At 43.6% G+C, this 25,500-nt stretch carries 24 protein-coding genes; 21 read left to right on the top strand and 3 right to left on the bottom strand.

The window, feature by feature from the left end; translation table 11 throughout:
* The first annotated feature begins 337 nt into the window (after positions 1-337).
* Genes C5Z25_RS03260 through C5Z25_RS03250 form a run of 3 tightly spaced genes read left to right on the top strand, consistent with a single transcriptional unit; the run spans position 338 to position 4,940 of the window.
* Entirely contained in the window at positions 338-2,068 is a 1,731-nt protein-coding gene (locus C5Z25_RS03260; protein ID WP_105451313.1) for an ABC transporter ATP-binding protein, read from the top strand.
* The gene (locus tag C5Z25_RS03255) at positions 2,068-3,957 is read left to right on the top strand and encodes an ABC transporter ATP-binding protein (RefSeq protein ID WP_105451312.1); all 1,890 of its coding nucleotides are present in this window, start codon (positions 2,068-2,070) and stop codon (positions 3,955-3,957) included. Before C5Z25_RS03260 ends, C5Z25_RS03255 begins: the two co-directional genes overlap by 1 nt.
* A gap of 56 nt (positions 3,958-4,013) precedes the next feature.
* Entirely contained in the window at positions 4,014-4,940 is a 927-nt protein-coding gene (locus C5Z25_RS03250) for a hypothetical protein (RefSeq protein WP_370447220.1), read from the top strand.
* 60 nt (positions 4,941-5,000) lie between these two features.
* Here C5Z25_RS03250 and C5Z25_RS03245 read toward each other — a convergent pair whose 3' ends face one another.
* Positions 5,001-5,330 (bottom strand): hypothetical protein, encoded by a 330-nt coding sequence (locus C5Z25_RS03245; RefSeq protein ID WP_105451310.1) that lies wholly within the window; start codon positions 5,328-5,330, stop codon positions 5,001-5,003.
* Between the two features lie 167 nt (positions 5,331-5,497).
* Here C5Z25_RS03245 and C5Z25_RS03240 point away from each other — a divergent pair, with 167 nt between their 5' ends.
* From C5Z25_RS03240 to manA, 3 genes are all read left to right on the top strand, one after another.
* Entirely contained in the window at positions 5,498-6,526 is a 1,029-nt protein-coding gene (locus C5Z25_RS03240; RefSeq protein WP_105451309.1) for a branched-chain amino acid aminotransferase, read from the top strand.
* Positions 6,527-6,654: 128 nt separating this feature from the next.
* Complete coding sequence (locus C5Z25_RS03235; RefSeq protein WP_105451308.1) at positions 6,655-7,671, top strand: serine hydrolase domain-containing protein; 1,017 nt, start codon at positions 6,655-6,657, stop codon at positions 7,669-7,671.
* A gap of 76 nt (positions 7,672-7,747) precedes the next feature.
* A complete protein-coding gene (gene manA / locus C5Z25_RS03230; RefSeq protein WP_105451307.1) occupies positions 7,748-8,713 on the top strand; it encodes a mannose-6-phosphate isomerase, class I in 966 nt (321 codons plus the stop codon).
* A 216-nt stretch (positions 8,714-8,929) separates the two neighbouring features.
* Here manA and C5Z25_RS03225 read toward each other — a convergent pair whose 3' ends face one another.
* Positions 8,930-9,652 (bottom strand): type 1 glutamine amidotransferase, encoded by a 723-nt coding sequence (locus tag C5Z25_RS03225; protein WP_105451306.1) that lies wholly within the window; start codon positions 9,650-9,652, stop codon positions 8,930-8,932.
* 2 nt (positions 9,653-9,654) lie between these two features.
* Positions 9,655-11,001 carry a Mur ligase family protein gene (locus C5Z25_RS03220; protein WP_105451305.1) on the bottom strand — a complete coding sequence of 449 codons (1,347 nt, stop codon included), beginning with the start codon at positions 10,999-11,001 and terminating at the stop codon, positions 9,655-9,657.
* 214 nt (positions 11,002-11,215) lie between these two features.
* On the opposite strand from C5Z25_RS03220, the gene C5Z25_RS03215 reads away from it, so the two are divergent.
* The 15 genes from C5Z25_RS03215 to C5Z25_RS03145 all read left to right on the top strand — a co-directional run bounded on the left by C5Z25_RS03215 (position 11,216) and on the right by C5Z25_RS03145 (position 25,261).
* Positions 11,216-11,794 (top strand): thymidine kinase, encoded by a 579-nt coding sequence (locus tag C5Z25_RS03215; protein ID WP_105451304.1) that lies wholly within the window; start codon positions 11,216-11,218, stop codon positions 11,792-11,794.
* A gap of 14 nt (positions 11,795-11,808) precedes the next feature.
* On the top strand, positions 11,809-12,891 hold the full coding sequence (prfA, locus tag C5Z25_RS03210) for a peptide chain release factor 1 (protein WP_105451303.1): 1,083 nt from the start codon (positions 11,809-11,811) through the stop codon (positions 12,889-12,891).
* The gene (prmC, locus tag C5Z25_RS03205; protein WP_105451302.1) at positions 12,884-13,744 is read left to right on the top strand and encodes a peptide chain release factor N(5)-glutamine methyltransferase; all 861 of its coding nucleotides are present in this window, start codon (positions 12,884-12,886) and stop codon (positions 13,742-13,744) included. Before prfA ends, prmC begins: the two co-directional genes overlap by 8 nt.
* Positions 13,745-13,768: 24 nt before the next feature.
* Positions 13,769-14,788, top strand: a complete 1,020-nt coding sequence (locus C5Z25_RS03200; protein ID WP_105451301.1) for an L-threonylcarbamoyladenylate synthase — start codon at positions 13,769-13,771, stop codon at positions 14,786-14,788.
* Positions 14,789-14,843: 55 nt separating this feature from the next.
* Positions 14,844-16,082, top strand: coding sequence for a serine hydroxymethyltransferase (gene glyA, locus C5Z25_RS03195; protein WP_105451300.1), 1,239 nt, complete (start codon positions 14,844-14,846; stop codon positions 16,080-16,082).
* Between the two features lie 79 nt (positions 16,083-16,161).
* On the top strand, positions 16,162-16,791 hold the full coding sequence (gene upp, locus C5Z25_RS03190; protein WP_105448809.1) for a uracil phosphoribosyltransferase: 630 nt from the start codon (positions 16,162-16,164) through the stop codon (positions 16,789-16,791).
* Positions 16,792-17,237: 446 nt separating this feature from the next.
* The gene (locus C5Z25_RS03185; protein ID WP_105451299.1) at positions 17,238-18,518 is read left to right on the top strand and encodes a uracil-xanthine permease family protein; all 1,281 of its coding nucleotides are present in this window, start codon (positions 17,238-17,240) and stop codon (positions 18,516-18,518) included.
* Between the two features lie 278 nt (positions 18,519-18,796).
* The gene (atpB, locus tag C5Z25_RS03180; RefSeq protein ID WP_105451298.1) at positions 18,797-19,510 is read left to right on the top strand and encodes a F0F1 ATP synthase subunit A; all 714 of its coding nucleotides are present in this window, start codon (positions 18,797-18,799) and stop codon (positions 19,508-19,510) included.
* Positions 19,511-19,550: 40 nt separating this feature from the next.
* Entirely contained in the window at positions 19,551-19,763 is a 213-nt protein-coding gene (atpE, locus tag C5Z25_RS03175) for a F0F1 ATP synthase subunit C (RefSeq protein WP_105448806.1), read from the top strand.
* A gap of 54 nt (positions 19,764-19,817) precedes the next feature.
* Positions 19,818-20,333, top strand: a complete 516-nt coding sequence (atpF, locus tag C5Z25_RS03170) for a F0F1 ATP synthase subunit B (RefSeq protein ID WP_105451297.1) — start codon at positions 19,818-19,820, stop codon at positions 20,331-20,333.
* Positions 20,323-20,868 carry an ATP synthase F1 subunit delta gene (gene atpH / locus C5Z25_RS03165; RefSeq protein WP_105451296.1) on the top strand — a complete coding sequence of 182 codons (546 nt, stop codon included), beginning with the start codon at positions 20,323-20,325 and terminating at the stop codon, positions 20,866-20,868. Before atpF ends, atpH begins: the two co-directional genes overlap by 11 nt.
* A gap of 29 nt (positions 20,869-20,897) precedes the next feature.
* Positions 20,898-22,418, top strand: coding sequence for a F0F1 ATP synthase subunit alpha (gene atpA / locus C5Z25_RS03160; RefSeq protein WP_105448803.1), 1,521 nt, complete (start codon positions 20,898-20,900; stop codon positions 22,416-22,418).
* A gap of 30 nt (positions 22,419-22,448) precedes the next feature.
* Positions 22,449-23,393, top strand: coding sequence for a F0F1 ATP synthase subunit gamma (locus C5Z25_RS03155; protein WP_105451295.1), 945 nt, complete (start codon positions 22,449-22,451; stop codon positions 23,391-23,393).
* 24 nt (positions 23,394-23,417) lie between these two features.
* Positions 23,418-24,821: a F0F1 ATP synthase subunit beta gene (gene atpD / locus C5Z25_RS03150; protein ID WP_105451294.1), complete on the top strand. Its 1,404-nt coding sequence runs from the start codon at positions 23,418-23,420 to the stop codon at positions 24,819-24,821.
* A gap of 11 nt (positions 24,822-24,832) precedes the next feature.
* Positions 24,833-25,261, top strand: a complete 429-nt coding sequence (locus C5Z25_RS03145; protein WP_105448800.1) for a F0F1 ATP synthase subunit epsilon — start codon at positions 24,833-24,835, stop codon at positions 25,259-25,261.
* Positions 25,262-25,500 lie beyond the last annotated feature (239 nt).

Raw genomic sequence — 25,500 nt, 5'->3', positions numbered from 1 at the left:
CGCTGCCCAATAGTCCCCGCAAGCCACATGCTTGCAGGGGCTATTTTTGGCGCAATTCATTTTGAAGCAAGGACCTGCACAAATTGCCGTTAAACGCACTTTTGGGTGTGTTTTAAGCGGAATGGTGAAAATAATAGTGGTATGCTGAGACTATGTTTATTAATGAAGTCGCAAAAAATCAATGAGTTGCGACTTTTTAACTGTCAAGGTCGCCATAAGTGAGTTACAATGATTTACGTGAGACTTGTAAAGATGGTTGACAAAGTGACTATTTTTCGTTAGATTAGTATGTTGCGTTGTTATAACATAAATTATATTAGTGAAGGGGAGCGTGTTGATGCTTAAAATAGCGAAAGGTCGGATTTCATATATGGCCGTGATTGGTGCGATCTTATTTATGATCGTCCAAGTTATCGCCAGTTTGAATCTACCTAGTTTGACGTCGAATATTGTGAATAACGGGGTCGCTAAAGGTGATATTAGTTATATTTGGAAAATCGGTTTTGAAATGATTGGATTTTCACTACTATCAGTTGTCGCAGCTTTTGGCAATGTTTTCTTAGCGGCACGATCGTCACAACAGTTAGGTAAGAATTTACGTTCAGATATTTATAAGAAAGTCATTAACTTTTCAAATGATGAGTTTGATAAAGTTGAAACCTCTTCATTAATTACACGGACGACTAATGATGTGGTCCAAATTCAAAATGTTGCGATGATGGCATTACGGATGATGATTATGGCACCTATCATGTTGATTGGGGCGAGCTTTTTAGCCTATACCAAAAGTCATGAGCTCACTTGGATTTTTGTGGTCTCCATTCCAGTGCTCATTCTTTTTATCGGCTTAATCATGATGTTTGCAATTCCATTGTTCCGCGCGATGCAAACAAAAACTGATCGGATTAACTTAGTTTTCCGAGAAGGCTTGACGGGGGTCCGGGTAATCCGGGCGTTCCGGCAAGATAAATTTGAACAAAATCGATTTGAAGAAGCTAACCAAGATTATACGCATAATGCGATTAAAGTGAACACAATTGTGGCGCTGGCCCTTCCGGTCATGACGTTGATCATGAGTGGGACTAACGTGGCGATTGTTTGGTTTGGGGGCCAATTGATTGGCAGTCAGACCATGCCAGTTGGGAACATGATTGCTTTCATGACTTATGCGATGCAAGTTTTGATGAGCTTTATGATGTTAGCGATGGTCTTCGCTTTGATTCCACGGGCCGCCGCCTCAGCTTCACGGATTCAAGAAGTGTTAGCTATTAAAACGAAGATTACAGATCCTGAAAATCCAGTTGCGTTATCAGATACGACTGAACACGCTTTGGCCTTTGAACACGTTGATTACCGTTACCAAAGTGCGGAAGAACTTGCATTAACGGATATTGATTTCGAAGCGCATTCTGGGCAAACGGTGGCCATTATCGGTGGGACTGGGTCTGGTAAGACGACGTTAGTTAACTTAATTCCACGTTTCTATGATATTGATAAAGGGCATGTTCGGGTTGATGGTCAAGATGTTCGGGATATCCGGACGCAAGATTTACATCAAGCTGTTTCATTTGTGCCACAAACGGCGACATTATTTACCGGTACTATTCGCGATAATATGAAATTTGGGAAACCAGATGCGACTGATGATGATATTTGGCATGCGTTAGAAATTGCGCGTTCGACTGACTTCGTTAAAGAAGAAGGCGGGTTAGAGGCGCACGTTGAACAAGGTGGGGGTAACTTCTCCGGTGGACAGCGACAACGATTAGCGATTGCACGTGCTTTAGTTAAGCAGGCTTCCGTTTATGTCTTTGACGATTCATTTTCAGCTTTGGATTTCAAGACAGATGCGCAATTACGGGCTGAACTACGTCAAGATAAGTTAATCCAACAAAGTGTTGTCGTCATCGTTGCGCAACGAATTGCAACAGTTGCTGATGCTGACCTAATTATTGTCTTAGACAATGGTAAAGTGGTTGGTCAAGGGACTCATGCGGAATTGAAAGCAACTAATGACGTGTATCAAGAAATTATGAACTCACAATTACGAGAGGAGGATCAACTGTAATGAGTGAAAAGAAATCAACAAATGAAGCTCAGCCTCGTCCAGCCGGCCCACAACACGGCCCTGGTTCGCATCAGACATTTGAGAAGCCCAAGAGCTTTTGGAAAACCACGATGCGGCTAATGCGGTACATGTCGGACCGTTGGGTTGGTCTAGTGGTTGTCATGATTTTTGCGATTGCATCCGTGATCTTCCAAATTCGGACGCCTAAGATTTTAGGGCAAGCCACGACTGAAATCTATAAAGGAATTATGAAGGGGAATGCCCAGCAGCAAGCCGGTATTCACCAGACTGGGTTTCCAATAAACTTTGAAAAAATTGGACAAATTATCCTCGTTGTTATTTTGATGTACTTGGCTTCGGCGATCTTTAGCTTTATTCAACAATTCATTATGACGCGCATTTCACAAGGAACCGTTTATAAGTTGCGGCGCTCTTTCAAAGGTAAGATGAAAGATGTGCCAATCTCATACTATGATACCCATTCCAATGGGGATATTATGAGTCGAGCCGTTAACGATATGGATAATATCGCCAATACCTTGCAACAAAACTTAACGCAAGCGGTCACGAGTACAGTGACCTTTATTGGGACGTTGTGGATGATGCTTTCAATTAGTTGGAAGTTGACATTAATTGCCTTAGTGACCATTCCATTGAGTGTCGTCGTGGTTGGCGTGATTGCACCTAAGTCACAAAAGTTCTTTGGCACACAACAAAAGAGTTTGGGGTTATTGAATAACCAAGTTGAAGAAAACTATGCTGGTCATGTGGTTATCAAGAGTTTTAATAAAGAACAAGATGCCATTGATGACTTTGAAATCCAAAATGATAATTACTATCGATCAGCCTGGAAAGCCCAATTTATTTCTGGGATTATCATGCCATTGATGATTTTCTTGAATAACATTGGCTACGTTTTCGTTGCGATTATTGGTGGGATTGATGTTGCCAACGGGAAAGTCTCCCTAGGGAACATTCAAGCGTTCTTACAATATACCCAACAATTCTCACAACCAATTTCACAAATGGCAAACTTGTTGAACACGATTCAATCAACGATTGCGTCTGCTGAACGGGTTTTCGAAGTATTAGATGAAGAAGACATGCAACAAACTAAGTCGGCGCTACCAGCGAAGACGGATGATGATAACTTGATTAGTTTGGATCACGTGCAGTTTGGTTATAACAATGGTGACTTATTGTTAACCGACTATAACTTGGATGTCAAACGGGGTCAGCAAGTTGCTATTGTCGGACCAACTGGGGCCGGAAAGACGACCATCATTAACTTGTTGGAACGTTTCTACGATATTAGTGGGGGTTCCATTCGCTTGAACGGGGTCGATACGCGCGATATTTCACGTGAAGACTTACGGTCACACTTTGCGATGGTTTTACAAGACACTTGGTTGTTCACTGGGACGATCTTCGATAACTTGAAGTATGGTCGTGAAACTGCGACGGATGATGAAATCTATGCGGCGGCTAAAGCAGCGCACGTTGACGAATTCGTGCGGAAGTTACCAGATGGCTACCAAACGATTCTGAATGAAGAAGCCTCAAATATTTCACAAGGTCAACGACAATTATTGACGATTGCCCGGGCCTTTGTTGCTGATCCAGAAATCTTGATTTTAGATGAAGCAACAAGTTCAGTTGATACCCGGACGGAAGTGCATATTCAGCACGCAATGGAACGGTTGTTACAAAATCGGACCAGCTTCGTGGTGGCACACCGTTTGTCAACGATTCAAGGTGCCGACAATATTATTGTGATGAACCATGGTTCCGTTGTTGAAACTGGAACACATGAAGGATTGATGGCCCAAAATGGCTTCTATGCCGATTTATATAACAGTCAATTTACCGGTAATATTAGTCTCGACTAAAGGAGGGGTGTCAATTGTTTCGAAAAAAATATGTAATTGCGACCGTGACCGGTCTGATGGCACTAGTCTTAGCGGGCTGTGGTCAGTCAAAATTAACGACGACCAAGTCAACCTATACGCGTAACGGCTTAGTGGCAGCGGTTAAGGGCCAGGCTAGCACGAAAAAGGTCAGTTATCAGATTGATGGTCAAGCGACTAAAAAGCAGACGGTCCACAATGGAACTTTTATTATCCAAGTCCCGACTAAGACGAAACGCCAAGCGGTTAAGTTAACCGCTGGTAGTCGTCAAAAAACGGTCTATGTGAAGGGTGCTAAGCGGATTGCCAGTTACCAGACGTTAGCAACGGCGTATAACCAAGCTTTGATTGCGTCGAAGATGACCAAGTCACAACAAGCGGCGGCTAAAAAGTTACAAACGCAAGCCGCAGCGCTGAAACAACAACAGGCACAGATTCAAGCCGCAGTCAAAAAGGCGAAGGCCCAAGTGGCGCAAGGTGGTACAGCCGCAGTGACTGGTGCACAAACGTTGCAAACGCAACAAACAGCGGCCACTAAGCTCCAAACGCAAGCTGCCAGTTTGCAAGCCAGTCAAAAGACTGTTGCAGCGGCAATGAAGACGGCTAAAAGCCAAGTTAAGGGTGAGCTGTTACCAACCAAGACCCCAACTGGCGTTACTAACGTGGTCACAACTAAAGACTACAAGATTCGAATGAATGTTCAGTCTGGTGACGTCATGGGAACGGCCATGATTGTCCCAACCAAAGCCTTTAAAGATAAGACCCGTCAGAAGAAGTTCGGCGTGTCATTTGCATTAATGACCAGCATGTCTGGGGCGAATGCGAAACAAGTTATGAAAAAGTTTAATAAAGAAACTAAAAATAATAGTAGTAGTACGACGACGATTGATCCGATTACCTCGAAAGGGGTCCGGTTCACCATCGGTATCTCAACGACCAATCTTTATATCTTTATGGCTAAGTAATCACTATGTAAACGTCAAATGCGCCCAGGGGCTAAGCTCCTAAGCGCATTTGACGTTTTTTTATTCGAATGAAAGTTCTAAGAAATAGAGTTGTTTGTTGGGGAGATGCGCAGTTGAAACCCAGACTTCATGGTAATTTGGAACTTTCTTTTCAGTGTAATCGAAGAAGAAGTCCAGTAAATTACCATTTTTAGCGACAAAGTCATCCTGAAAACGATTGACGAGTAGCTTATTATCAGGAAAATAAATTTCTGGATTAGCGACTTTTAGGTGGTCTGGAATGCCCATTCGAATGACATTGGTATACTCCGGCATGGTGAACGAAATTTCTGCTGGATGATGGACGATGTAGAACATAATGTTATAGATTGAGTCAGAATTACTTGCCACGACGAACCAGTCCCTTGCTGAATTTAAACCTATTATACCAAAGTATTGGCGAAAGACAGTAATTGTTTCCAGTCGATGCTTGACAAATCTCTCATAAACAATTAATCTTTTAACTAAATTCCAATTAACCAATTGGGGTAAATGACTCACGAAGGAAGTTGAAAGTTATGGCAACAGTAGCATTGGATTGGAACAACTTAGGGTTCAACTATCGGAATCTTCCATACCGTTATCGCGCTTATTGGAAAGATGGCAGCTGGTATAAAACGGAACTAACCGGTGATGCAACTTTACATATTAGTGAAGGGTCGACGGCCTTACACTACGGGCAACAAGATTTTGAAGGCTTAAAAGCTTATCGGACTAAGGCTGGCGACGTGCAATTGTTCCGGCCGGACCGGAATGCCGCGCGGATGCAAACGAGCTGTGAACGCTTGTTAATGCCACAAATGCCAACTGATATGTTTGTTGACGCGGTTAAATCAGTGGTCAAAGCTAATCAAGATTACATTCCACCATATGGCACCGGCGCAACGTTATATTTGCGGCCACTCATGATTGGGGTCGGTGGTAATATTGGGGTTCACCCAGCTGAAGAATATATCTTCACAGTCTTTGCGATGCCAGTCGGTAGTTACTTTAAAGGCGGGATGACGCCAACTAACTTTACGACCTCTAATTATGATCGGGCCGCCCATAAAGGAACTGGGGCCTATAAGGTCGGTGGTAATTATGCGGCTAGTCTTTTCCCTGGACAAGAAGCCCATCAAAATGGCTATTCTGACTGTGTTTATTTGGACCCCGTTGAGCATCAAAAGATTGAAGAAGTGGGATCGGCTAATTTCTTCGGGATTACTAAGGATAATAAGTTTGTGACGCCAAAGTCGCCATCAATCTTGCCGTCTGTTACGAAGTATTCGTTACTTTATTTAGCGGAACATAAATTTGGTATGGCAGTTGAAGAAGGCGATGTGTATATCAACGACCTAGACCGATTTGCTGAAGCCGGCGCTTGTGGGACCGCGGCCGTTATTTCGCCAATTGGCGGGCTCGAACATCAAGGTAAGCTGCACGTTTTTTATAGCGAAACGGAAGTCGGCCCGGTAACTAAAAAGCTATACGATGAATTAACTGGTATTCAATTTGGTGATCGACCAGCTCCAGCTGGTTGGATTCAAAAAGTACCTTTAGATTAAGGTAGTGATTAAGCAGGAACGACGTCAAGTGACGTTATTCCTGCTTTTTTTATGAAGAAAAGAGTGGTGGTTCACGGTTAGGACGGTTACACTAGGTGTAAAACTTAGAGAGAATAGGACGCTTATAAATGATGTTTACCCAAACCAAACTTGAAATTGATCGTCTAGTTAATCAGCACCTAGTGCCAGGCGTTAGCTATGCATTGCTGCAAGGGTCACAAGTTGATACCGGTCAAGTCGGTGTTGCTCAGATTCAACCAGCAGTCAAACCCTTATGGTCGGATGCCTTGTATGATTTGGCTTCGTTGACGAAGGTCATTGGGACGACGACCTTAGCATTACAATTGCGCGCACAAGACGCATTGGACTTTAACCGGCCCATTCATGATTATTTACCAGCATTTAAAAATCAACAGGTCACAATTCGCCACCTGATGACGCATACGAGTGGGATTAGTGGCTATATTCCGCAGCGAAATACGTTAAGCGCCACTGAATTATTGGCGGCGATTCAACAGTTGCCCATTAGTCAGGCTAACTTGAATCACCGCGTGGTTTATACGGATTTAGTGCCACTTCTAACTGGTTTAATTATTGAAAAAATCTTAGGTCAGGCTATTCAACCAGCTATTATGACCCATGTCATCCAGCCGCTCGGGTTGCCACATGCCACTTTTACCCCGCAACCGGCTAACTGTATCCCAACGGTCTATTCAGCCAAGACTGGTTTGCTTCAAGGCGTGGCGCATGACCCCAAAGCTCGGATTTTGGGCGCGCATTGTGGTTCGGCCGGTTTATTTGCAAGCGTCACTGATTTAGTTCGGTTTGCCCGATTCATGTTAGGTCAATGGCAATTACCAGCGGTACTCACGCCAGCGGTGATTACCAGCTTGTACCAAGATTGGACACCTAATCAGCGGTTGCGGCGAAGCTTTGGCTGGAATTTGTGGCAAGCAGGGCCTCACCGAGCACCAATTATTTTTCATACGGGTTATACGGGGACGTTACTGATGTTGGATCAAACGACGCAATCGGCGTTGATTTTCTTAGCTAATCGGGTCCATCCGACTGCCCCCAACAATGCCTTCCTACCAGCACGACGGCGATTAATTGGCACCTGGGTGGCTGAGACGCTTGAAAATTAATGCTAAGCGGTTTCACAACCGCTTACAACTATGCTAAACTTTAATTACAAATCAAGTAAATGGAGTGAGTGACGTCATGAGTGAACCTTATTTCTTAGCACCAGTTTTTCATGAAAAAATCTGGGGTGGGCAACGATTAAAGACCGACTTCGGTTATGATATTCCAAGCGACCATACCGGTGAATGTTGGGCAATTTCGGCGCATCCCCATGGTCCAGCAACCGTTGAAAATGGGCCTTATCAAGGGATGACCTTGGACCAAGTATGGGCCCAACATCGCGACGTCTTTGGTAATGCTAAGGGTGATGTGTTCCCACTATTAACTAAAATTTTAGATGCTAATGAAGATTTATCCGTTCAAGTGCATCCAGACGATGCTTATGCGGAAAAGCATGAACATGAATTAGGTAAAACGGAATGCTGGTATGTTATTGCCGCTGAACCTGGTGCGACAATGGTCTACGGACATTATGCCAAGACCCGCGAACAATTAGCAGACTGGATTCATAATGGTGAATGGGACAAATTGTTCCGGCGGGTTCCGGTTAAGGCAGGGGACTTCTTGTACGTGCCATCTGGGACGATTCATGCCGTGGGTAAGGGCATCATGGTCTTAGAAACGCAGCAAAGTTCAGATACAACGTATCGGCTTTATGATTGGGATCGGGTGGATCAAACGACTGGTCAAAAGCGGGAGCTACACTTGCAACAATCGATTGATACGACGAACGTGCCGCATCATGATCCTGATTTGGCAATTACCACTACTCAAGTTGGCGATGCGACGGTCACGAAATACGTTGAATCACCATTCTTCGGCGTTTGGCAATGGCGGTTGACGGATGGTCAAGCGACCTTTAATCGTGGTCAAGCCCCATATACGTTAGTTTCAGTCTTAGCAGGTGCTGGGAGTATTACCGTCGACGGTCAGGACTATCCTTTGAAGAAGGGTGTCCACTTTATCTTGCCATTTGATGTTAAACAATGGACTATCAAGGGTGATTTACAATTGATTGCTTCTGAACCAGGGAAACAAGCTTAATTAGTTAACCCCCTTAAACCATAAAAAAGATTGATACTCGTCGATTACGAGTGTCAATCTTTTTTTGCACCACAGCTGATATTATCAGAATAGCTGAAACACTTTCTAAAAGTGCATAAATAAAATTTATCTATTAAGGGGGTGTATTAAAAGGTGTAAAAAAAGCACTGCCGCAGATGTGTCACACAGGCTACGGCAGTGCTTGGTTGAAGCTAATTAAGGTTTAATGATGACATTTTTGGTGAGATCTTCAGTCAACGTATCCAAAGCGCTAAAATCAGCGGCCGGATATTTACGTTGTAGGGTTAATTTTAAAATCCGTTTCGCGAGGGCTTCATTCCGCGCCAAGATAGGGCCATGGAAATAAGAACCGAAAGTGTTTTTGTAAATGACGCCTTCGGATTGATCTTGTCCGTTATTACCATTACCTTGTAAGACTTGACCTAAAGGCCGTTCACCTTGACCTAAAAAGGTAGTCCCGTTATGGTTTTCAAAGCCATAGTAAGTTTGTCCGGTTTCGGTATTTTTAATGGTGATATTGCCAATGAACCGATTGTTATCTTGGCTGAGCGTGTAATGATCTAAGGCACCAATACCAGCAATTTTTTCACCATGGGCGCCAATATAATAATGGCCTAACATTTGGAACCCACCACAAATGGCTAGACAAGGCCCATCGTTTTCAATATAGGCTGTTAAGGCAGCTTTTTTTGTTTGTAAATCTTTAGAAACAATGGTCTGTTCATAGTCTTGACCACCACCAAATAACACAAAGTCATAAGTGTCTTCAGGAAAGGGGTCATCTAAACTAATTAAGTCCACATCGATGGTTGCGTCGACGGCCTTGGCATAGTAGCGCATCGCTAAGAGGTTGCCAATATCGCCATACGTGTTCATGAGGTCGCCATATAGATGGGCCGCTTTTAAAGTATACGTCATAATTACACCATCCCTCCATCGATAATCCCTTGGCTTGCCAGTTGTTTACGTAGTTGTAACATCGCAGTGTAAGTTGCGACGACGTAGACTTGTTGCGTGGGTAATTTTTTGATTTCAGCGGTCATCTTGGTTAAGTCTGGGATAATCGTCAGCTTTTCAGGTGCTACCCCGGCGACTTTCAAACGGAACGTAATATCACGGTAGCGTTCACCACCGCTGATATAAGCGGGGACGTGCATGGATGGTAACTTTTCAAAGTCACCATCCCAAATCCAGCTTGTATCAATCCCGTCAGCGTAATTTGCATTTAACAGGGCCGCAAATGAGAAGGGCCGATCATCAGTGCTAATCATTTGGATAACTTGGTTTAAGCCAACCGGATTCTTTACCAAGATTAACGTGACGTCTTTATCACCAACGTGGAAAATTTCTTGCCGGCCAAAGACTTGTTCATCGTTTTCGCTTAAAGCATGCGCAATCTTAGCGGGGGCAACTGCCATAAAACGGCCGATTGCAAAGGCCGCCAAGGCGTTATAAATGTTGTATTGGCCGCCGATGTTTAAATGCATGGCTTGACCGTTGATTTCAAAGTCGGAAGATGTTGGCGTCATCGCAGTTAAAGCATTGAGCCGATAAGTTAAACGTGGTCGTTCAAAGCCACAATGCGGGCAGAAATACTTCCCCATATTACTGTAAGTTCGGGTATGGTAATGTAAAATATGCTGACAACGCGGACATAGTAAACCATCCGTATTGGCTGGCGCCTTAGTGTCGGTATCGGGCTGATAGTCAAAGCCATAGTAAAGAACCGGGTTAGGCAATTTTTTAGAGTTAAATAAGGGCAAATCACCATTGGCAATAATCGTTGCCGTTGGGGCCAAGGCAATGCCGTCTAAAATCTTTTGATAAGTGGTGTAGATTTCACCATAACGATCCATTTGATCACGGAAGATATTCGTCAAAACGATTGCTTTTGGCGTAATATACTTAGTGACCATAATCACGTTAGCTTCATCAACCTCTAAGACTGCTAGCGGTTTTTGGTGGGCATGTGGTGCAGTTAAAAACGTTGTGACAATCCCTTGTTTCATGTTTGACCCACTCGGATTAGTTAAAATGTCAGGATATTGTTCCCGCAAAACTTTTACCGTCAGTGCCGTTGTCAAAGTTTTGCCATTTGTACCAGTGATGACAATGACGTCGTAATCTTTTGCTAGTTGTTTTAGAATAGTTGGATCTAGTTTTAAGGCTAATTTGCCAGGCAGTGAACTACCACCGCCGCGGAAAGTGTGCAGGAACCAGTAAGCAGACTTACCGGTCCAAGTTGCCAGTGTACTATTAATTGACATCGTATATGGGCCCCTAACTATTTAATAAAATCAGTGGAACTGTGTGTCCTACTCTCAAGTATTTTATACTGAACGCGCCTAAAAGAAAAGCGATACTGTTGGGATTGGCCCGCATTTATGAAATCATTAATGGCTTTTCGCTACTGATTGCTGAAATTCAACCTTAAATCAGCTATAATTAATTAGAAATGTGTAAAAAAGGGGACTGAGTAGCTTGGCACAGTTATTTTTTCGATATGGTGCGATGAATAGCGGTAAAACAATTGAAATCTTGAAAGTTGCCCATAACTATGAAGAACAAAATAAGTCAGTCATTATTATGACGAGTGGTTTGGACAATCGGGATGGCGTGGGCTACGTCGCTAGTCGGATTGGCTTGAAACGACAAGCTATTCCGATTTTTGATGAGACGAACTTATTTGAAAAGGTTGAACAGACTAACCCGGAAGCTGCTTGTGTCCTCATTGATGAGTCGCAATTTTTAAAAAAGCATCACATCATTGAACTGGCACATGTCGTTGATCAGTTACAGATTCCGGTCATGACCTTTGGCCTCAAAAATGATTTTCGAAATGAATTATTTGAAGGTAGTAAATACCTGTTGTTGTATGCGGATAAGATTGAAGAGATGAAGACGATTTGTTGGTTCTGTCGTAAAAAGGCGATTATGAATTTGCGCTTCCACGATGGTCAACCAGTTTACGAGGGCGAACAGGTCCAAATTGGTGGTAATGAAGCCTATTATCCCGTTTGTCGTCGTCATTATTTCTGTCCGCCGAAATTAACGAAGTGAGGAATTAACCAAGCATGGATAAATTTTTTGATAAATTACAAGCCGTTGCCGATCGGTATGAAGAACTCGGTGAATTGTTAAGTGATCCAGAAGTCATTGCCGATAGCCAACGTTTCATGAAGCTGTCAAAAGAAATGGGTAATATTCGTGAAACGGTTGAAAAATACAACCAGTACAAAGATGTGACGAGTCAAATTAAAGAAAATGACGAATTGTTACGTGAAAAGTTGGACGATGACATGAATACGCTGGTCAAAGACGACTTGAAGAGCTTGAATGCCGAAAAAGATCAATTGGAACATGCGATTACCCTCTTAATGTTGCCAACCGACCCGAATGATGATAAGAATATTATCATGGAAATTCATGGGGCTGCTGGTGGTGATGAAGCGAGTTTGTTTGCGGCGGATTTATTTAATATGTACTCTAAATACGCCGAACGTCAGGGTTGGAGTGTTGAAGTCGCTGATCGTAACGAAACCGAAGTGGGTGGTTTTAAAGAAATCGTCTTAATTATTTCCGGGAAGAAAGTTTATTCGAAACTGAAGTATGAAAGTGGTGCGCATCGAGTCCAACGGGTCCCAGTGACAGAATCGGCTGGTCGGGTCCATACCTCAACGGCGACAGTCGGCGTGATGCCGGAAGCTAAAGATGTGGATATTAAGCTCGAACAAAAAGATATTCGAGTGGATGTGTTCCGGTCATCAGGTGCCGGTGGTCAGCATATCAATAAGACCTCTTCAGCAGTCCGGATGACGCATTTACCTACGGGTATCGTAGTTTCAATGCAAGATCAACGGTCGCAACAACAAAATCGGGCGAAAGCAATCGAAATTTTGCGGGCTCGGGTCTATGATTATTATCAATCTAGAGAACAGAACCAATACGATGCAGAACGGAAGTCCGCCGTGGGTTCCGGGGATCGATCTGAACGGATTCGAACTTATAACTTCCCTCAAAACCGCGTGACTGATCATCGCATTGGCTTAACTTTAAATAAACTTGATCGGGTCATGAATGGTGAATTGGATGAAGTGGTCGACGCATTAATCTTAGCCGATCAAACGGAAAAGATGGAGCAATTAACTAATGACTAAAGCCCCCAGTCAACCAACGTACTTTGAAGCCCAGCAATGGGCTTCTTTTTGTCTAAAAACGGCCCAGTTGCCCACTGATAATGCCCGGTTTTTACTGTTAGGATTGACCCATTTAGATCAGACGCAACTGTTGGTTCATTACCGTGACCAGATACCCTTAGCTGACTGGCAGGCATTTCAAGCTGCGGTTCAACGGGTGATTGCTGGTGAACCGGCCCAATACGTACTCGGCCGGGCGCCTTTTTATGGCTTAGAATTGGCTGTTACGCCAGCAGTTTTAATTCCACGCGTTGAAACTGAAGAATTGGTAGATTGGATTTTAACCGATCAGGCGGCTCAGTCGGATTTAACACTTTTGGATGTTGGGACTGGTTCTGGTGCTATTGCCTTGGCTTTAAAGCAATCACAGCCGGATTGGCAAGTGACGGCGAGCGATATTTCGGCGGCCGCTTTAACGGTAGCTAAAACCAATGCTGCCCACTTGAAACTCGCGATTAACTTGGTTGAAAGTGATTTGTTCGCGTCATTACCACCCATTCAATATGATGTGATTGTGAGCAATCCGCCATATATTGCGACGACAGAGCAGTCGGTTATGGATGCTAGTGTCTTAAATTACGAACCCCAGCAAGCGTTATTTGCGGCCCACGCCGGGTTAGCGATTTACGAACGGTTAGCCCAAACGGTGGCCCAACACTTGGCACCACAGGGACGGTTGTATTTAGAATTCGGTTATCAACAAGGCCCGGCAGTACAAGCGTTATTTGAACGGGCCTTGCCCACCGCAGCGATCACGCTACGACAAGATTTAGCCGGTCATGACCGGATGTTGCGTGTAATGATGCAAGCTTAATGAGAGAAAAGGACGGCATATATTATGGAAACAAAAATTTTTAAGCCTACCGACGTGGCCCAAGCAGCCCAGTTAATTCAAGCCGGGCAATTGGTGGCTTTCCCAACGGAAACCGTGTACGGCTTAGGTGCAGATGCCACCAATGTCACGGCAGTTAAACAAGTGTACCAGGCGAAAGGCCGGCCGAGTGATAATCCGTTGATTGTCCATGTGGCGGATGTGGCAACAGTGGAACGGTTTACTCAACCGTTATCGTTGGCGGCAAAAAAGTTGATTAAGGCTTTTTGGCCTGGTCCATTGACCATGATCTTCAAGCTGAAGCCTGCTGCCTTGGCACCGGAAGTCACCGGTGGTTTAATGACAGCCGCTTTTAGAAATCCGAATAATGCGGCAACATTGGCCTTGATTCGCACGGCACAGACCCCCATCGTCGGGCCATCGGCAAATACTTCTGGTAAGCCGAGTCCCACGACTGCCCAACATGTGTATCATGATTTAGCTGGCAAAATCGCCGGTATCTTAGATGATGGTGCGACTAAAGTCGGCGTTGAATCTACGGTATTGGATTTATCCGGTACGCAACCGGCCATTTTACGGCCTGGGGCGGTTACTGCAGCTGAGATTGAAGCCATCATTGGGTCACCCGTCTTAACGGAACAACAGCATGTTGGCGTGACAGAAGTGCCAAAAGCACCAGGAATGAAATATAAACATTATGCGCCGGATGCCCAAGTCTATATTGTGGATCAGGTTACTGACTGGCCGCAAGCCTTAACTTGGGCGCAGCGGCAATCATCATCAGTTGGGGTGATGGCAACCAATGTTATCTTAACTAACAATCAGATTCCAGCAAATTGCGAACAATTTTCGTTAGGAAATGATATTCAATCGGCAAGCCGTGAGCTGTTCGCCGGCTTACGACACTTCGATACTGAAACTGATATTAAGATTATTCTGTGCCAAGCCTTTGAAAATAAGGGGTTAGGGGCAGCGTATATGAATCGGCTAAATAAATCTGCCGGCCAGACCCATTTTAGTGTATAATAACGTCAGTTAGTAAAACACGAAGATTGTCACTTGCGAAACGGAGGAAATAGTCATGAATTACCAAGAACAAGATCCAGCAGTTTGGACGGCAATTAAGCAGGAACAAGCACGGCAGCAACATAATATTGAGTTGATTGCTTCAGAAAACATCGTCTCCAAAGGTGTGCGGGCTGCTCAAGGCAGTGTTTTGACGAATAAGTATTCAGAAGGTTATCCTGGGCATCGGTTTTATGGGGGCAATGAGTTTATTGACCAAGTTGAAACCTTAGCCATTGAACGCGCCAAGCAGTTATTTGGGGCTGAATATGCTAATGTTCAACCGCACTCCGGTTCGCAAGCGAATGCAGCTGCTTACATGGCCTTAATTCAACCTGGTGATCGCGTCATGGGGATGTCTCTAGATGCTGGTGGTCATTTAACCCACGGGTCAAGTGTCAACTTCTCCGGTAAACTCTATGACTTCGAAGGCTATGGGCTAGATCCTGAAACTGAGGAATTGAACTATGACGCAATTTTGGCTCAAGCCAAGGAATTTCAACCAAAATTAATCGTCGCCGGGGCCTCGGCTTATAGTCGTTTGATTGATTTCGAAAAGTTCCGTGAAATTGCGGATGCTGTTGGGGCATTGTTGATGGTTGATATGGCCCATATTGCTGGTTTGGTGGCAGCTGGATTACATCCAAGTCCATTCCCATATGCCGATGTTGTTACAACCACGACGCATAAAACCTTACGTGGCCCACGTGGCGGCATGATTCTAGCTAAAGCTGAATATGGTAAAAAGATTAATTCAGCCGTTTTCCCTGGTAATCAAGGGGGCCCATTGGACCACGTGATTGCGGGTAAAGCCGTGGCATTTGGTGAAGATTTACAACCAGAATTTAAAATCTATGCTCAGCAGATTATTAAGAATGCGCAAGCAATGGCGGCTGTCTTTAACCAATCTGATTTAGTAAGGGTCATTTCTGGTGGGACTGATAATCATTTAATGACGTTAGATATTACAAAATCTGGCTTAAATGGGCGTCAAGTTCAAGATCTGTTGGACACTGTTTATATTACGGTTAATAAGGAAGCCATTCCAAATGAAACTTTAGGGGCCTTTAAGACTTCTGGCATTCGGTTGGGAACACCTGCGATTACGACGCGTGGCTTCAATGAAGATGAGGCAGCTCAAGTGGCCCAGTTAATTCTACAAGTGTTGCAAGCACCTGAAGATGAGACCAATTTAGCGGCAGTTAAGCAACAAGCAGTCGCATTAACCGCTAAGCATCCAATTGATGTTGACTAAGTAATTCCGTTCAGGTCTGGTTTTTTTCCGTCAAGTTAGCTACAATAGAAAGAAATCACTAAGGAGCGTGTAACGTCACATGGGTAAGTTTGAGGTTTTGAATCATCCGCTCATTCAACATAAGTTAACAATTATTCGGGAAAAAGAATGCGGGACTAAAGTATTTCGGGAAATGGTCAATGAAATATCGACATTGATGGCCTATGAAGTTTCACGCGATATGCCATTGAAGGACATTGAAATTGAAACCCCAATTGTCAAGACGACGCAAAAAACTTTGGCTGGTAAGAAAGTTGCAATTGTACCAATCTTACGAGCTGGGTTAGGCATGGTTGATGGGGTCCTAAATATGATTCCAGCAGCCAAGGTTGGTCACGTCGGCATGTATCGCGACGAAAAGACACTTAAGCCAGTAGAATACTTTGTTAAGTTGCCAACTGATATTTCGCAACGTCAATTATTTGTCGTTGACCCAATGTTAGCTACTGGTGGTTCAGCCATCATGGCGATGGACATGTTGAAGAAGCGTGGCGCTAGCAACATTAAGTTTATGTGTTTAGTTGCAGCACCAGAAGGGGTTAAAGCCCTTCAAGAAGCTCACCCAGATATTGATATTTATACGGCAGCTTTAGACGATCATTTGAACGAAGATGGTTACATTGTCCCTGGTTTGGGCGATGCTGGCGATCGGTTATTTGGTACGAAGTAAATTTAATTAAATTGATTGAGGAGATCCCGCTGGCTATAATGGCTGGGGGGTCTTTTTAGTAGAGTGAGAAGCAACCCTCAGGTTTGGTGAACACGTTTCGGCAAATTTAGTCCAATCGCGCTTAACCTTGCCAGTCGAAACGTGTTCGGGACCCCAGCTTTTTCCGCTGGCTACGTCCTAGCACCATTCGGAAGAACGCCGAATAGTGCTAGGGCTAGGCAATGCTCAAAAGCTATCCGGGGATCTCACACGATAAAATTGACAACCAGGCCCCAAAAGCCTATACTATATCAAAATTAAACAGTTCCTTTAAATTAGCTCAGAGAGGCTGAAAAGGATTTGACCGGAAATTTGCTCGCTAAGAGTGGATACTATTCAGGCAGACCAGCCACTTTGAGTGGGGGTCTGTCTTTTCTTTTGTAAAATTTTTTTTAGAGGGGTGCGCGATGGCAAAGCAAAAAGCATTTCATAATGATGATGTTGTCTTAGATATTCATGATCGGCCTAAGTTTGGTAGTTGGCTGGGACTTTCAATTCAGCATCTATTTTCGATGTTTGGTTCCACAGTGTTAGTGCCAATTTTAGTGGGTCTGAACCCGGGGATTGCGTTATTTAGTTCTGGGGTCGGAACCTTGATGTACATTTTGATTACACGTCATAAAATTCCAGCCTATATGGGGTCGAGCTTTTCATTCATTGTGGTAATGCAATCGTTGATGAAAACTGCCGGCTATCCTGCAATTGCGCAAGGAACGATAGCCGTTGGGGTGGTTTACTTAATTGTAAGTTTGTTAGTCACCTTAATTGGATCTGATTGGATTGATAAAGCCTTGCCACCAATTGTGGTTGGACCAATCGTCATGGTCATCGGCTTGTCGTTGGCGGGAACTGCAGCTAAGGATGCGACTATTAATGGTAGTAACTATGATTTAAGGTTCTTTGCAGTCGCAATGTTGACGATGATTTTAACGGTTATCTTTAATATGTACTTGCGGGGATTTATGGGCTTAGTGCCAATTTTGTTGGGCATTGTCTCGGGCTATTTGATTGCGGTGCTGTTTGGCATTGTCAACTTTGCGCCTGTCATGGCAGCAAAGTGGTTTGCGTTACCTAATTTCCAAATACCATTTATCAGCTATCAGCCAGGAATTTATTGGGGCGCAATTTTTAGTATGGCGCCAATTGCTTTTGTTACCATGTCGGAACATATGGGCCATATCATGGTTTTAAACAAGCTCACCAAACGTAACTTTTTTAAAGATCCTGGGTTGAACCATACCTTAGCCGGTGACGGGACGGCTTCAATCATTGCTGGACTGGTCGGTGGACCGCCAGTGACGTCCTATGGTGAAAATATTGGGGTACTGGCAATCACCCGGGTACACAGCATCTATGTACTAGCAGGGGCGGCATTCTTTGCGATTGTCTTTAGCTTTGTTGGTAAATTATCTGCGTTAATTCAAAGTATTCCGTCACCAGTTATTGGTGGAGTCAGTTTCTTATTATTTGGGGTGATTGCGTCAAGTGGGATGCGGATTTTGATTGATAATCACATTGATTTTAATCAAAAGCGTAATTTAATGATTGCCTCTGCCGTTTTAGTTATCGGGATTGGGAATGCTTATTTACAAATTGGCCAGTTTCAATTTAGTGGTTTAGCAGTGGCAACGGTGTTAGGAATTGTAATGAACTTAGTCTTGCCAAAGCAAGCAGGGAATGAGAAGTAAGCGCAAACACGTTGGTAATTAAAAATGAACTAAAGCTAAATATTAAAAATCTCACGGCATGAAAGCGACATGAAAGCTTGATGTTGTGGGATTTTTGTGAAGTGAATAAAAGTTGAATTTATTTTGAAATTTTGATGCGGTGGTGGTATTATTACCATTGTATTTTAATTAGGTGCGAACCTAATTTACTATTTCATGTTTCGATACAATTGACGTTATGTGCAGTACACGTTATGGTTATCGTGAAACATCGAAATTAAGGAAAGAGGTGATATTCAGTGGGTGATCCAGTTCCTACGGTCAAATTCCTGGGTCTAACGTTCAATATTGCGAATGACATTTCAGTTTTGCTCACTTGTGTGATTGTATTTCTGTTTGTCTTTTTATTATCGCGACATATCGCGTTAAAACCCAAGGGTGGACAAAATGTGCTGGAGTGGCTCATCGAGTTCACGAATGGCATTGTCAAAGGTTCAATTAAGGGGAATGACGCATCAAAGTTTGGTCTATATGCGTTTACGTTATTCCTCTTCATTTTCGTTGCTAACCAAATTGGATTATTAATTCATGTCCAAGTTGGCCAGTATACGTACGTTAAGAGTCCAACCGCTGATCCGATTGTGACGTTAACGTTATCGTTAATGACGATTGCTTTAGCACATTATGCCGGAATTGCGAAAAATGGTGCCAAGACTTATTTTAAGGGCTATTTAGCACCATTCACTTTATTCCTACCGCTTAACATTTTCGAGCAATTTACAAACTTCCTAACGTTGGGATTGCGGTTGTTCGGGAATATCTTCGCCGGTGAAATGTTACTGACCCTGATCAGTGGGTTAACCAGTAGTAATAACTGGTTCAGTTACATTTATTCATTCCCCGTTGAGTTAGCTTGGCAAGGATTCTCAGTCTTTATCGGTAGTGTGCAAGCATTCGTGTTTGTCACCTTGACTTCAGTTTATATTTCTCAACAGGTTTCACCTGAGGAATAGAAATTTTCAGCTTTTTAAATTTAAGGAGGATACACAGATTATGGGAGCTCTTGCAGCAGGTATTGCTATGTTTGGTGCCGCGATTGGTGCTGGTATTGGTAACGGTTTGGTTATTTCTAAAATGCTTGAAGGTATGGCCCGTCAACCAGAATTGTCTGGTCAATTACGGACTAACATGTTCATTGGTGTTGGTTTAATTGAAGCGATGCCTATCATTTCCTTCGTTGTTGCCTTAATGGTTATGAACAAGTAGGCCATTGGTTAAACGAGTTCATTTTATAAAAATGAAAGAAGGAGGTGTCATTAGATGCTCTCGCATTTAATTATCGGTGCATCCGGTTTATACCTAGGCGACATGTTGTTTATTGCGATTAGTTTTTTGGTGTTAATGGCAATTATTGCTAAAGTTGCTTGGAATCCCATCACGAAAATGATGGCTGACCGAGCCGACAAAATTGCTAACGATATTGATGCAGCTCAAAAATCACGGCAGACTGCCACTGATTTGGCTGATCAACGGCGCGAAGCTTTATCACATTCACGGAGCGAGGCCAGCGACATTGTCGCAGATGCTAAGCAAAGTGGTGAAAAGCAACGGGCTTCAATCGTTACTGATGCTCAAAACGAAGCGACGCAGTATAAGCAAAATGCGCGCAAAGATATTGAACAGGAGCGTCAAGATGCCTTAAAGAACGTCCAAACTGACGTGGCTGACATTTCTGTTCAAATTGCTTCGAAAATTATTAAGAAGCAATTAGACCCTAAAGGCCAACAGGCATTAATTAATTCGTATATTGAAGGGTTGGGAAAGCATGAGTCTTGATAATCTTACAATTGCAAACCGATACTCAAAGGCACTCTTTGAGCTTGCAGTTGAAAAAGATCAGACCGAAGCATTCCTGGCTGAATTAAAACAATTACGGCAAGTCTTTAATGACAATCCGCAATTGGCAGAGGTCCTAACAGGATCATTGCTTTCGGTTGATCAAAAACAGACAACGTTGTCAACTTTGACTGACCAGGCTTCAGAATACATTAAAAACTTTATTCAAATGTTGTATGATTACGGCCGCATGGCGAACTTGGTAGCCATTATCGACGCGTTTGAACAACGTTATGATGAAAGTCATAAGATCGTGCATGCCGAAGTAACGTCGGCGGTCAAGTTGTCAGATGAGCAAGCAGACGCCATTGCAACAGCGTTTTCCAAACGGGTGGGTGCCGAAAAAGTGACCTTGTCACAAAAAGTCGACCCCGCCATTATTGGTGGCGTAATCGTCAAGTCGAACAATCAAACGTTTGATGGCAGCGTCGCGTTACAGTTAACCAACTTACGACGCGCACTCATCAACAATTAGAAAGTCTTTTACGAAGAGGTGAAACTTTTATGAGCATTAAATCTGAAGAAATCAGTGCTCTAATCAAACAACAATTAGAAAGTTATCAAACTGAGCTCTCAGTTGCTGAAACTGGTACTGTCACCTATGTTGGTGATGGGATCGCCCGGGCACATGGACTCGATAACGCCTTACAAGGTGAATTACTCGAATTCAATAACGGGGTTTATGGTATGGTACAAAACCTTGAAAGTAACGATGTTGGTATCGTTATTTTAGGGGACTTTGATGGTATTCGTGAAGGCGATACTGTTAAACGGACCGGTCGCATCATGGAAGTTCCAGTTGGGGACGCCATGATTGGCCGGGTTGTTAATCCTTTAGGTCAACCAATCGATGGTTTAGGCGAAATCAAGACCACGAATACGCGGCCAATTGAACATAAAGCACCTGGGATTATGCAACGGCAATCAGTTAATGAACCCCTCCAAACTGGGATTAAGGCCATTGATGCCTTAGTACCAATTGGTCGTGGTCAACGTGAATTGATTATCGGTGACCGTAAGACTGGGAAAACATCCGTTGCAATTGATGCAATTTTGAACCAAAAAGACCAAGACATGATTTGTGTCTACGTTGCAATTGGTCAAAAAGACTCAACTGTGCGGGCCCAAGTTGAAACCCTTAAGAAGTATGGCGCTATGGATTACACCATTGTCGTTACTGCCGGTCCTGCGGAACCAGCACCATTACTTTACTTGGCACCATATGCGGGTGCTGCAATGGGTGAAGAGTTCATGTTTAATGGCAAGCATGTTTTGATTATCTATGATGATTTATCAAAGCAAGCCACCGCTTATCGTGAACTTTCATTGATTCTTCGTCGTCCTCCAGGTCGTGAAGCTTATCCTGGTGACGTTTTCTACTTGCATTCACGGTTACTCGAACGAGCAGCTAAGTTGAATGATGAGTTAGGTGGCGGGTCGATGACGGCCTTACCAATCATTGAAACCCAAGCTGGGGATATCTCAGCTTATATTCCAACGAACGTTATTTCAATTACCGATGGTCAGATTTTCTTGGATAGCGATTCATTCTATTCTGGGGTTCGGCCAGCCATTGATGCCGGGGCTTCTGTTTCTCGGGTTGGTGGGGATGCTCAAATCAAAGCGATGAAGTCTGTTGCTGGGACATTACGTTTGGATTTGGCTTCTTTCCGTGAATTGGAATCATTCTCACAATTCGGTTCTGACTTGGATGCGGCAACGCAAGCGAAGTTAAATCGTGGGCAACGGATCGTCGAAGTCTTAAAGCAACCCGTTCATTCACCATTAAAGGTTGAAGAACAGGTTATGATTTTGTACGCCTTAGCCAATGGTTATTTGGATAAAGTCGCAATTGAAGATATTGCCCGTTACCAAAGTGAATTATTCGACTTTGTACGGACGAGTCATCAAGACTTATTTGATACGATTGTTTCAACGAAAAAATTACCAGATGCTGACCAAATCAATGGCGCATTGGATGAATTTGCACAGCAGTTCCAGCCAACCGCTGCCGCTGCTAAGTAGTTAATGGCTGAAAAGGATGGTGAGTAGTGCATGGCAGAATCATTAATGGATGTCAAGCGCCGGATTGACTCAACCAAGAAGACCCATCAGATTACGTCCGCAATGCAAATGGTTTCAACCTCTAAGTTGAACCAGATTCAAAAGCATACGAGTACGTATCAAGTGTATGCCTCCAAGGTTGAAAGCATCGTTTCACATCTTGCCAAAGCTCATCTGATGTCAGCGAGCGCTGGTGTGCCAAACAGTAATTCTAATACCATTTCGGTGAGTGAATTATTGGCCCAACGCCCCGTTAAACGCACTGGCTTATTAATCATCACCTCCGATCGAGGGCTTGTGGGGAGTTATAATAGTAATGTCTTGAAACAGACAAACGACTTTATGCGAACTCATGATTTAGATGCTGATAATGCCGTTGTATTAGCGGTTGGTGGCACTGGTGCGGACTTTTACAAGAAGAACGGCTTGAACGTCGCATATGAATATCGCGGTGTTTCTGACGTTCCAACTTTTAAAGAAGTCCGTGAAATCGTTAAAACAGTCACTTCGATGTACCATAATGAAGTCTTTGATGAACTTTACGTCTTCTACAATCACTTTATCAACCGGTTATCATCCGGATTCCGGTCAGTTAAAATGCTGCCGATTTCTGAAGAAACCTTTGCTCAAAGTGAACAAGATAATCGTAAAGCCAAAGACAGCCGGGTTGATGTCGGTCCTGAGTACGAAATGGAACCGTCAGAAGAAGCAATTTTGTCGGCAGTTTTGCCACAATATGCTGAAAGCTTGGTTTATGGTGCAATCTTGGATGCTAAGACTGCGGAACATGCTTCATCGTCAACGGCGATGAAGGCTGCATCAGATAATGCTGGCGATTTAATCGATAAGCTAAATCTAAAATATAATCGCGCTCGTCAAGCTGCTATTACCACTGAAATCACTGAAATCACTGGTGGCTTGGTTGCGCAAGAATAACGAATTGGGAGGAATTAACGACTAATGAGTACAGGTAAAGTTGTACAAGTTATTGGACCCGTTGTCGACGTTGAATTCTCTCTAAACGACAAGTTACCTGATATTAATAACGCCTTAATTATCCATAAAGATGGCGACGATACCTTAACGGTTGAAGTTTCGCTAGAATTGGGTGATGGGGTCGTTCGTACTGTCGCAATGGACGGGACGGATGGTTTGCGCCGTGGGATGGTTGTTGAAGACACTGGGTCTTCAATTACCGTTCCCGTTGGTAAAGAGACGTTAGGTCGGGTGTTTAACGTTTTAGGAGAGACCATTGATGGTGGTCCAGAATTCGCTTCAGACGCAGAACGTGACCCGATTCACCGGGATGCGCCTGCATACGATGAATTAACAACCAGTACAGAAGTATTGGAAACTGGAATTAAAGTTATTGACCTATTAGCCCCATATGTTCGTGGTGGTAAAATTGGGTTGTTCGGTGGTGCCGGAGTTGGTAAAACCGTTTTAATTCAGGAATTAATTCATAATATTGCCCAAGAACATAACGGGATTTCCGTCTTTACCGGTGTCGGTGAACGGACTCGTGAAGGGAATGACCTTTACTTCGAAATGAAGGCTTCTGGCGTATTGAAGAATACAGCCATGGTGTATGGTCAGATGAATGAACCACCTGGTGCCCGGATGCGGGTTGCCTTGACCGGGTTAACGATTGCGGAATATTTCCGTGACGTGGCTGGTCAAGACGTCTTGTTATTCATTGATAACATTTTCCGGTTTACCCAAGCTGGTTCTGAAGTTTCGGCCTTACTTGGTCGGATTCCTTCAGCCGTTGGTTACCAACCAACCTTGGCAACTGAAATGGGTCAATTGCAAGAACGAATCACCTCAACCAAAAAAGGTTCCGTTACGTCAATTCAAGCGGTTTACGTGCCAGCCGATGATTACACCGACCCAGCGCCCGCTACGACTTTCGCCCATTTGGACGCAACGACTAACTTGGAACGTTCTTTGACTGAACAGGGGATTTATCCCGCTGTTGATCCGTTGGCTTCTTCGTCAATCGCCTTGGACCCTTCAATTGTGGGCCAAGAACATTATGAAGTTGCAACGGAAGTTCAACGGGTCTTACAACGTTATCGTGAATTACAAGATATCATCTCAATCTTAGGGATGGATGAATTATCTGATGAAGAAAAAACGACGGTCTCACGGGCTCGTCGGATTCAATTCTTCTTGTCACAAAACTTCTTCGTGGCTGAAAACTTTACAGGGCAACCTGGTTCATACGTGCCAATCAAAGATACTGTTAAGGGCTTCAAAGAAATCCTTGCCGGTAAATATGATGACCTACCAGAAGATGCTTTCCGTCAAGTTGGTAAGATTGAAGATGCCGTGGAAAAAGCGAAAACAATGGCAACTGATTAGGAGGGGTTATCATGGCTGACAATGCAAACTCATTAACCGTTAGCATCGTAACTCCAGACGGTCAGGTCTATGAAAGTAAAACACCGATGTTGATTGTGCGGACCATTGATGGGGAGTTAGGTATTTTGCCTAATCACATCCCAATGGTGGCCTCGTTAGCAATTGATGAAGTGCGTATTAAACAACTCGAAACAGATCAGGATGACGACGAAATTGCTGTTAATGGTGGTTTCGTAGAATTCAGTGATAATGTGGCCACAATTGTGGCAGACAGTGCTGAACGTCAAAATGATATCGACGTTGCGCGAGCTGAAAATGCTCGGAAACGAGCAGAAAGTCGGATTCAAGATGCCCAACAAAAGCATGATGATGCTGAGTTGGCGCGGGCCCAAGTCGCTTTGCGACGGGCGGTTAACCGACTACATGTTGCCCATCGTTAATTAGTTTTGAATTTATCAAGGATTTGGGTTTTTAGCCCAGATCCTTTTTTGTTGTGGTAAAAATGTGGCTAATTGGATTTAGCAAGCGTTTACCTTGCCAAATCTTTTGGTTAACCGTTAAACTAAGTGAACAATAGCTAATTAATTAACCAATCATAATTAAATGACAAAGCTGTTAAAAATGTAATATTATTGTAAAATATACTGCTTGTTAGAAAGCTAATTATGGTATGATGATT

The organism is Lactobacillus sp. CBA3605, assembly GCF_002970915.1.
Classification (GTDB): Bacteria; Bacillota; Bacilli; order Lactobacillales; family Lactobacillaceae; genus Lactiplantibacillus.
Note: the sequence above shows the minus strand (reverse complement) of the source record. Positions and strands in the feature narration are given on the sequence as shown.